Annotated in this window: 10 protein-coding genes, 1 tRNA gene and 1 pseudogene; all 12 read right to left on the bottom strand. The window is 40.1% G+C overall.

Going from position 1 to position 6,840, the window contains the following annotated elements:
* Positions 1-105: hypothetical protein (locus WS40_RS11760; protein WP_442973541.1), on the bottom strand; the 105-nt coding region annotated here is incomplete at its 3' end.
* Between the two features lie 55 nt (positions 106-160).
* Positions 161-460: a hypothetical protein gene (locus tag WS40_RS09965; RefSeq protein WP_046442001.1), complete on the bottom strand. Its 300-nt coding sequence runs from the start codon at positions 458-460 to the stop codon at positions 161-163.
* A gap of 250 nt (positions 461-710) precedes the next feature.
* The gene (locus WS40_RS09960) at positions 711-1,229 is read right to left on the bottom strand and encodes a hypothetical protein (protein ID WP_046441999.1); all 519 of its coding nucleotides are present in this window, start codon (positions 1,227-1,229) and stop codon (positions 711-713) included.
* An 11-nt stretch (positions 1,230-1,240) separates the two neighbouring features.
* Positions 1,241-1,807 carry a polymorphic toxin-type HINT domain-containing protein gene (locus WS40_RS09955; RefSeq protein ID WP_325208529.1) on the bottom strand — a complete coding sequence of 189 codons (567 nt, stop codon included), beginning with the start codon at positions 1,805-1,807 and terminating at the stop codon, positions 1,241-1,243.
* A 61-nt stretch (positions 1,808-1,868) separates the two neighbouring features.
* Complete coding sequence (locus WS40_RS09950) at positions 1,869-2,174, bottom strand: immunity protein TriTu family protein (RefSeq protein ID WP_046441995.1); 306 nt, start codon at positions 2,172-2,174, stop codon at positions 1,869-1,871.
* The gene (locus WS40_RS09945; protein WP_442973540.1) at positions 2,171-2,551 is read right to left on the bottom strand and encodes a TreTu family toxin; all 381 of its coding nucleotides are present in this window, start codon (positions 2,549-2,551) and stop codon (positions 2,171-2,173) included. The genes WS40_RS09950 and WS40_RS09945 overlap by 4 nt, the downstream gene beginning before the upstream one ends.
* Positions 2,543-2,704: pseudogene (locus tag WS40_RS11755) on the bottom strand (polymorphic toxin-type HINT domain-containing protein); the annotation flags it as partial. The gene WS40_RS09945 and the pseudogene WS40_RS11755, both read right to left, overlap by 9 nt.
* 123 nt (positions 2,705-2,827) lie before the next feature.
* Positions 2,828-2,902 (bottom strand) — tRNA-Gly (locus WS40_RS09940).
* Between the two features lie 42 nt (positions 2,903-2,944).
* Complete coding sequence (locus WS40_RS09935; protein ID WP_288178037.1) at positions 2,945-3,349, bottom strand: VanZ family protein; 405 nt, start codon at positions 3,347-3,349, stop codon at positions 2,945-2,947.
* Positions 3,350-3,380: 31 nt separating this feature from the next.
* The gene (gene glmS / locus WS40_RS09930; RefSeq protein WP_046441991.1) at positions 3,381-5,219 is read right to left on the bottom strand and encodes a glutamine--fructose-6-phosphate transaminase (isomerizing); all 1,839 of its coding nucleotides are present in this window, start codon (positions 5,217-5,219) and stop codon (positions 3,381-3,383) included.
* Positions 5,220-5,232: 13 nt separating this feature from the next.
* Positions 5,233-5,691, bottom strand: a complete 459-nt coding sequence (locus WS40_RS09925) for an NUDIX hydrolase (RefSeq protein WP_046441989.1) — start codon at positions 5,689-5,691, stop codon at positions 5,233-5,235.
* A partial coding sequence (locus WS40_RS09920) for a polysaccharide biosynthesis C-terminal domain-containing protein (RefSeq protein ID WP_046441987.1) occupies positions 5,691-6,840 on the bottom strand: 1,150 nt, incomplete at its 5' end. The genes WS40_RS09920 and WS40_RS09925, both read right to left, overlap by 1 nt.

Below are 6,840 nucleotides of genomic sequence, written 5' to 3'. Positions count from 1 at the left end.
ATCATCTAAAATATTTACCAGTGCTCTGATGTCATCTTCTTTGACTATGTCACATAATTCATCAAGCGTTGAGTCAAAAGTTTCGAATTCCTCATCAGTAGTCATCAGTCTACTTTCAAATAATCTTTTTAATAATGATTCTTTCATTTATTCCTCCATGTCACTTACTAAAAAGGTCAGAAATTTCATTCTGTACATATTTACTATACTCTCTTAATTTCGGACGGATTTCTTTGTAAAGTCCTTGTTCTTTATAAATTTTTCTAGCATCCCACAAATCATGTGCCAAAGCATCTCTTGGAGATGAGGCATAGTAAGCCGCTTTTTCGGTGCCAGTCATTTTTCGACCATATGTGCTGGTTTGTCTGTGTCTACCACCTTTTTTAGGTTGTTCCATATTAAAAGCAGGAGATTTTTTAGGATCTGCTCCATGTTTCTTCATGTATTCTGCAGATGGCATATGATTAGGCGTGATATTATCGCCAACAGTTCCTGATTTTATCAGTTCGTCATAAGTACCAAAATCGCCTTCCGTTGGAAGTAATCCTTCAAATTCTTGACCACACCCATTATGAACAAAAATCCCAGCTGTCCGTAGCTACGCCGAGTTCGCCGTTATACAGGAACATTATATCTATCAAAAAGAAAGAGCAGCGTAAGGCTATTACGCTGCAATTACAAATAATGAAAAAATTTTCAATACTACAGCTTTAACCTAATGTAAATCCATCTTCAGTAATCATTCTGATTGCTTCTTCATCTATATATTCTTTAATTGTATATCCCCCATGCTTGCAATATGTATACTTTTCTGCTTCTATATTTTCATATAAAAGATGTTTTTTTAACCATCGAATGATCTTGTTATACTCTTTTGTCATGAGTTCTCTATCCGCATTTTCATCATACAGATCATCAGATGTCATCCATACTCTTCCGTTTAGGATTCTTTTTACAGTTTTGGTGCTTGGTCTTGATATAATGTACTCGATAACCGGATTATAACAGCCATCTATATATTTTACTATACCCGTATCGCGCAAATATATTTTGCCAAATTCTTTTTTATATAAGTACACTTTAAAAGAACTATAAATATCAGACGGTGCAATATAGGTTACCTCTTCACAGACCCCGTCATCTACGTAACAAAAGCCTTTGTTTGTGAGAAAATCCACAAACTCCTGTCGCATTTTATCACTCATGTAAAAATTTATCTGTCTACCCATGATTAACCTCACTAATTCATATATATAATAGGACCACTATCGCTATTATATGGTATAAAATAAATTGGTGCGCCATTATATTTAGATGAATTCATAATATCCTCTATGGCTTTGGATTCTCTGGATACAGGCAAACCATTTTTGTTTACCTTTCCAACCTGATATATAGAAACTATCTCATCACCATCATACTCAACGACATCAGCAAATCGCTTATTTTTATAACCCCCTGTTGTATCAAACATCATTTCTTTATCAGGATAAGAGTTATTTCTAGCTTTAATATCGTCTTTAATTTCCTGAGTTTTTTGCTGATGTTCAGTACCGCCTTTTCTTCCATTTGGACTCGGGCACTCATTATGCACCAGCACCCCACACTCGCCCACAAAGTAAGTATGGAAATCCTGCACTTCAAAGTTATAAACCTTGATAGGTGATTCGAGAATTTCGTGCTGAACCCATTCAACTATTACAAGTTCACCATTTGAAAGTACAAGCACATCGCCTGCACGAAGTGAACGTGCTAAAGTCCAACCAAGTTTATCAACATAGAATGGGTGTGTCGGCGTAGCAGAAATTGTTTCGCCGTTTACACCAAGAAGATGTTCATCTGGTCCACTGAGGACCAGATGAAATTAATTAATTTTGCGAAATATAATATAAATAGTTATCAAACAAAGACTCAAACATAATTTTTTTATCTGTTTTACAATACATATAAAAAACCATTTCTTCACTGTCTTTTTGCAATAGTTCTATATTAATATAACCATCATTTCTTATAGTTAATTGGCTTATATATTTGAAGTTTTCATATGTATATACTACTGATTTTTCAATTTCTTTTTCCGTAATATTTTTGTAAACATCTGCCAAACGCAACCCTTGTTGTAAAATTCTTTCTTCATTACTTTTTAGCCAAAGTTTAAAGTCGTCTATAATCATTTTGAACCAACCTTTCTTATATTTGAAACTTTAGGATAATTTATTACTCCATTACCACTGCTTTGACTTAATCTACTTTCAGGACTACCTGGGCCTGGTATCCTTCCACATCCACTACCAGCAGACTTTACAGATCCTGATGGTATATCAAATTCTACATATAAACTTCCATTAGGAGCCTGACGACCAAATGCGTTTGGATCTGAAGGATAGGCTACATGCTTAACTTGTGGATTATTTGGTGAAGGTTGAATTTCTTTAGTAGCTACCATCTTGTTATACTCACCCTCATTCATCCATCTGCCAACAGTAACATTATCATCATTATAGTCAACAGAATCAACAGATGTGCATTTCTTACCATTATGAACAAGAATACCACTTTTGCCAACAAAATATGTATGAAAATCCTCAACCTCAAAATTATATACATATATTGGTGATTCAAGAATTTCGTGATCTATCCACTCGACTGTTACTAATTCACCGTTTGATAGAACCAGAACATCTCCAGCACGCAGTGCACGAGCTGTAGTCCAACCAAGTTATTGATAGCAATTATTTTTACAATCCTAATTATACTATAAAATCTGTAAAAAATCAATAACCGAATACAGAAAAAGCAGACGTGGCAAAACGTCTGCTCAGCTATTTGGAGCAAGCAACGGGAATCGAACCCGCATCCCAAGCTTGGGAAGCTTGTATACTGACCATTGTACTATGCTTGCAAAAAGGCAATACTAAAATATATTGCCTTAGAGCAAAGCCTGTTACCACGGACTTTGCTCATTCTTGTATTTTTTATTGTATCTCATCTTTAAACGCCAAGATGTGAACCCCACGCAAGCCCCGAGAGTGTTGTTGAAAACATCATCAAATTCACAAAGCCCTCTGCCTGTGATATACTGCGTTATCTCGATACCTGCTGAAAAGACAAGGGACATAAGAAAAACTTTTTTGAACTTCGTGATACCGCAAAGATACGGGAGCAAAACGCCCAAGGGTATAAACATTGCAATGTTTCCGAATATCTGTACCAGCCAAAAATCCCGCAGATACTTGATGCTTATGTTCTCAAAAAGGTTTCGCACCTCCCAGAAGGGCACAAGCTCAGCCTGACGTTCTCCCCACTGTCTGGCTATGAGTGTGAGCCAGAGGACGGCAAATATGTACACTGCAAACAGCGATGTAAGTATTTTTCTCTTTTTACTCCACCGTAACGCTCTTTGCAAGATTTCTCGGCTTATCAACGTCATAGCCCTTTCCTACTGATACATAATATGACAAAAGCTGAAGCGGTACTACTGAAAGGCTTGCCGCAAAAAGGTTATCTATCCTTGGAGTGTAAACTGTGAAGTCAGCAACGTCCTCCATAGCATAATTCCCATAGGTAGTAAGTCCGAAAAGCTTTGCTCCACGGCTCTTTACCTCGACCATATTGCTTATGGTCTTTTCATAAAGTGCAGACTGTGTTACCACGCTGAACACGACAGTTCCGTCCTCGATAAGGCTGATAGGACCATGCTTAAGCTCGCCTGCTGCATAGGCTTCGGAATGGATATAGCTTATCTCCTTGAGCTTAAGGCTTCCCTCCATGCCTACTGCATAGTCAATACCTCTGCCGATAAAGAATGCGTCCTTTATATTCACTACCTTTGAAGCAAACCACTGCAAGCGCTCCTTATCCTCGAGAATTTTCTCTATCTTCTCAGGGATAGTATTGATCTCCTCAACGAGCTGAGCAAATCTTTCGTCGGATATCTCCCCTCTTGCTTTTGCAAACTGCATTGCAAGGAGATATGCGGCAACGAGCTGACAGCTATAGGCTTTAGTTGTTGCGACGGATATTTCAGGGCCTGCGAGTGTATAGAAGACATTATCGGCTTCTCTTGCGATCGATGAGCCAACAACGTTTACGATACCGAGAGTTTTTACTCCTTTTTCTTTGCAAAGGCGGAGAGCTGCGAGGCTGTCGGCAGTTTCGCCCGACTGGCTGATGATGATAGCGAGGCTATTTTTTGCAAGCTTCATTTGTCTGTATCTGAACTCAGAAGCAAGTTCCACACGGACAGAGAGCGAAGTTAGCTCTTCGATAACATACTGAGCCACCATACCCACATGGTAGGCAGAACCGCAGGCAACTATATACACCTGCTGGATATTTTTCATATCCTCGTCAGAGAGTCCGACGCTTTCAAAGCTAATATTTCCATCTGTAAGGACAGAATTGATAGTATCCTTTATCACCTTTGGCTGTTCGTGTATTTCTTTGAGCATAAAATGCTCATATCCGCTTTTTTCTGCAGCTTCTGCGTCCCACTCGATAGTTTTCATTTCTTTCTGTATTTCTTCGCCATCGAGATTGTAGAAAGCAACTGCGCCCTTTGTAAGTTTTGCAAGCTCCATATTGCCTATATAGTAGACATTTCTTGTATACTTAAGTATTGCAGGGACGTCAGAGGCAAGGTAGCTTTCACCGCCTGTAACGCCTATTATCATAGGGCTGTCTTTTCTTGCGGCATATATCTCACCGGGATAGTCCTTGAACATAACAGCGAGGGCATAAGAGCCACGGATACGGACGAGGGCGTGATTAAGAGCGTCAACAGGAGTACCCAAGTACTTTTTGTAATAATAGTCGATAAGCTTTACGGCAACTTCTGTATCAGTTTCTGACTTAAAGGTATATCCTTTTTTGATAAGCTTTTCACGAAGCTCCTGATAGTTTTCGATAATACCGTTATGTACGGCGATAACATTTTCATCGTCGCTGCAATGAGGGTGGGCATTTACAGTTGACGGCTCGCCATGGGTAGCCCAACGGGTATGGCCTATACCGCAGGCGCCCTTTACAGCTTTTCCGTCGTTAGTCATTTCCTTTAGGACTTTCAGCTTACCTTTAGCCTTTACGATCTCAGGCTCTGCGTCACCGTTTCTTACAGCGATACCGGCAGAGTCATAGCCTCTATACTCAAGCTTAGACAGGCCGTCCAAGAGGATCGGGGCTGCCTCGTTATTTCCAGTAAATCCAACAATTCCACACATAACAGTGTCTCCTTTAAGTTTTATTTTTATTGATGTAATCTTCTATAGCAGGTCTATTTGGAGGGAAGATATCCTCGGGCAGGTCGCAGATATCAATAAATTTAAGCTGCGACACCTCAGAAGCCTGCATTTTAAGCTTGCCTGTATACTCGTGGCAGATGTAGACGATATCAACGTTTGACACCTTATCGCCGTTGGGATAAGTATACTGCATTTTTTCACCTGAATAGACTCCAAGCAGTTCGAGCTTTTTTGCTTTAAGACCTGTTTCCTCAAAAAGCTCTCTTTCGGCTGTTTGCTCAACAGACTCACCAAGCTCCACCGAGCCGCCTGCATATCCCCAGCTTCCGCAGTCTGTTCTCTGCTGCATGAGCATTTGTCCTGCTTCGTTTATTACTATTACGCTTGCTCCCACCTGCAGCAGAGGGGTGTGGCCTAGGTGCTGGCGGAGGGATTTTATATATTCTGACATTACACAGGCTCCCCAAAAGTATCAGGGTGACTTGGATCAAATATCTCATTGCAGGTCATAACAGTAACAAGATCCTCCGTATCACGGAGATTGATTATGTTATGGGTCCAGCCAGGTATCATGTGGATAGCTTCGATCTTATCACCACTGACCTCAAATTCAACTTTCTCTCCTGTGTTTATGTTACGCTCCTGTATCAGACCATGACCATGGACAACTATGAAAAGCTCCCATTTTGAGTTGTGCCAATGCTGACCCTTTGTGATGCCCGCCTTGCTTATATTTATACTTACCTGTCCGCAATCCTCTGTATGAACAAGCTCAGTAAAACTGCCTCTGTTATCTACATTCATTTTCAGCGCATACTTGAATTTATCTGCAGGAAGATAAGTCAGATACAAACTATACAGCTTCTTGGCAAAAGAGCCCTTTGGCATTTTAGGCATAAGCAGGGTCTTAGGCTGCTGCTTAAATTCTTCAAGAAGATCTACCACCTCGCCCAAAGTTACCTTATGAGTAACAGGCACATAACAATATCTGCCCTTATCATTTGCGACAGGCGTTACGCCGTCAAACTCGCAATGCTTTTCATTGCCCTCAAGAAGATCAAACATACCCTCAACAAGGTCATCAATGTAAAGAAGCTCCAGCTCACTTGCTCTGTCGTTTATGGAATACGGCTCGTCATTAGCCACGCAGTAGCAAAGTGTTGATACAAAAGAATTGTACTTTGGTCTTGAATGACCCATAAGGTTAGGAAACCTATATATTGCGACCTTTGCTCCTGTTTCTGCGGCATATTTCCGAAAAAGCTCTTCACCTGCGAGCTTGCTTCTGCCGTATTCTCCGTCATAACGCCCTATGAGCGTTGCCTGTATGGAGGACGAAAGCATGATAGTTGCCTTGTTATCATACTTTTTCAGAGTATCAAGAAGCTGTGACGCAAAACCAAAGTTTCCTTTCATGAAATCCTCGGTATTCTCAGGACGGTTTACCCCTGCAAGATTGAAAACAAAGTCTGCTTCCTTGCAATACTCGTCAAGCTGTTCCTTGGTAGAATCTATATCATACTCATATATTTCTTCAATAGAAATATTCGGTCTTGTTCGATTTTTGTTATCTCTGATATTTTTCAGATTATTCACAAGG

Origin of the sequence: Ruminococcus sp. N15.MGS-57, assembly GCF_000980385.1 — a bacterium.
Lineage (GTDB): Bacteria > Bacillota > Clostridia > Oscillospirales > Ruminococcaceae > Hominimerdicola > Hominimerdicola aceti.
This window is presented reverse-complemented; position numbering and strand designations above follow the sequence as displayed.

Coding starts and splice junctions, on each gene's coding strand:
- glmS (WP_046441991.1), bottom strand. CDS start 5,219: ATGTGTGGAATTGTTGGATTTACTGGAAATAACGAGGCAGCCCCGATC.
- WS40_RS09925 (WP_046441989.1), bottom strand. CDS start 5,691: ATGTCAGAATATATAAAATCCCTCCGCCAGCACCTAGGCCACACCCCT.
- WS40_RS09960 (WP_046441999.1), bottom strand. CDS start 1,229: ATGGGTAGACAGATAAATTTTTACATGAGTGATAAAATGCGACAGGAG.
- WS40_RS09965 (WP_046442001.1), bottom strand. CDS start 460: ATGCCATCTGCAGAATACATGAAGAAACATGGAGCAGATCCTAAAAAA.
- WS40_RS09950 (WP_046441995.1), bottom strand. CDS start 2,174: ATGATTATAGACGACTTTAAACTTTGGCTAAAAAGTAATGAAGAAAGA.